2 protein-coding genes are annotated in these 1,073 nt (G+C 47.1%); both read right to left on the bottom strand.

The genetic code is table 11. The features are described from left to right. The coding region (locus ACP2WS_RS11235; protein WP_426460845.1) for a hypothetical protein at window positions 1-306 on the bottom strand (306 nt) is incomplete at its 3' end. A 416-nt stretch (window positions 307-722) separates the two neighbouring features. After that, window positions 723-1,073, bottom strand: a 351-nt coding sequence (locus ACP2WS_RS11230) for a hypothetical protein (protein ID WP_426460844.1), incomplete at its 5' end; no start/stop codon positions are given.

Raw genomic sequence — 1,073 nt, 5'->3', positions numbered from 1 at the left:
AATTCGCTCATCCTTGAAGATTTTTCCGATATCGATCTCTGCGGAATGGGATGTACCGTCCTTGGAGCGCCACCTCACCTTGGCGGGGGTAGGAAAGTTTTTGATGTTGATGTGTCCTCCACCTCCTGCCAGCTTCAACGACTTTTCTCCTCCCCATTCGGCAAAGGATGGTAACTTTTCGTTAGGCCAAAAATTTGGCACAGCAAGCCCCGCATACGCGATCTTGCAGCCTAAGGTATCAAAGCACAGCCCTTCAAACGAATGAAACTTAAAATGCAGCACAGGGACTGAATCGGGGTTAGCCACAGTGGTAGCGGCGCTTGATAGGGTCGAAGATGGATTTTACTGGTTCATTTGACATCCGGATAGAAAAGACAGGCCGGCAATCGAAATGCTCAAAAGCGTGGATTGAAGGAATAATCGTTTGTTTTTCATGTCACTCTTGTGCTTTTGCTATTGAAGAACATGCTTTCTTTCATTCAAATAAATTCATATGAATGAAATGAATCATTGTCACAAGCAATTTTTCTTCATGGTAGATAGTGATTTATCTCACCGTGAGAGCCTCGGCGCAGGTGACATACAGGCTGAGGCACGGGCATCTGCGCAACAGTCTGGCTAGCCTGAGTATGGCTGTCGATGACGGAGGCATCTGCCACCCAGATATCTACACCGTCATCACGAGGGCCGGGAGTTTGATTGGTCGCCATACCGTGCCTCGCTTAGAAGGTCTGGCTGTAGGCCAAGGTTAGCTCATTTTTGGTATAGCTGTATTTATTACCAGGAATTTGCTCACGATTGGTATTGATGGATGCCAGCATGTACACCTTGATTGTCCGATCATCAACTACTAGTACTATCGTAGGATCGTCGGAAGAGGCCATAGGATTGTCTTGAAAAGCAAATTCACGCAAAGGCAAGTGGTGAATGATTCGCTCATCCTTGAAGATTTTTCCGATATCGATCTCTGCGGAATGGGATGTACCGTCCTTGGAGCGCCACCTCACCTTGGCGGGGGTAGGAAAGTTTTTGATGTTGATATGCCCACTCCCCCCCATTGTTTTGAGAAATTC

The organism is Brachymonas moutaii (nom. illeg.), from assembly GCF_049977365.1.
Classification (GTDB): domain Bacteria; phylum Pseudomonadota; class Gammaproteobacteria; order Burkholderiales; family Burkholderiaceae_C; genus Brachymonas.
This window is presented reverse-complemented; position numbering and strand designations above follow the sequence as displayed.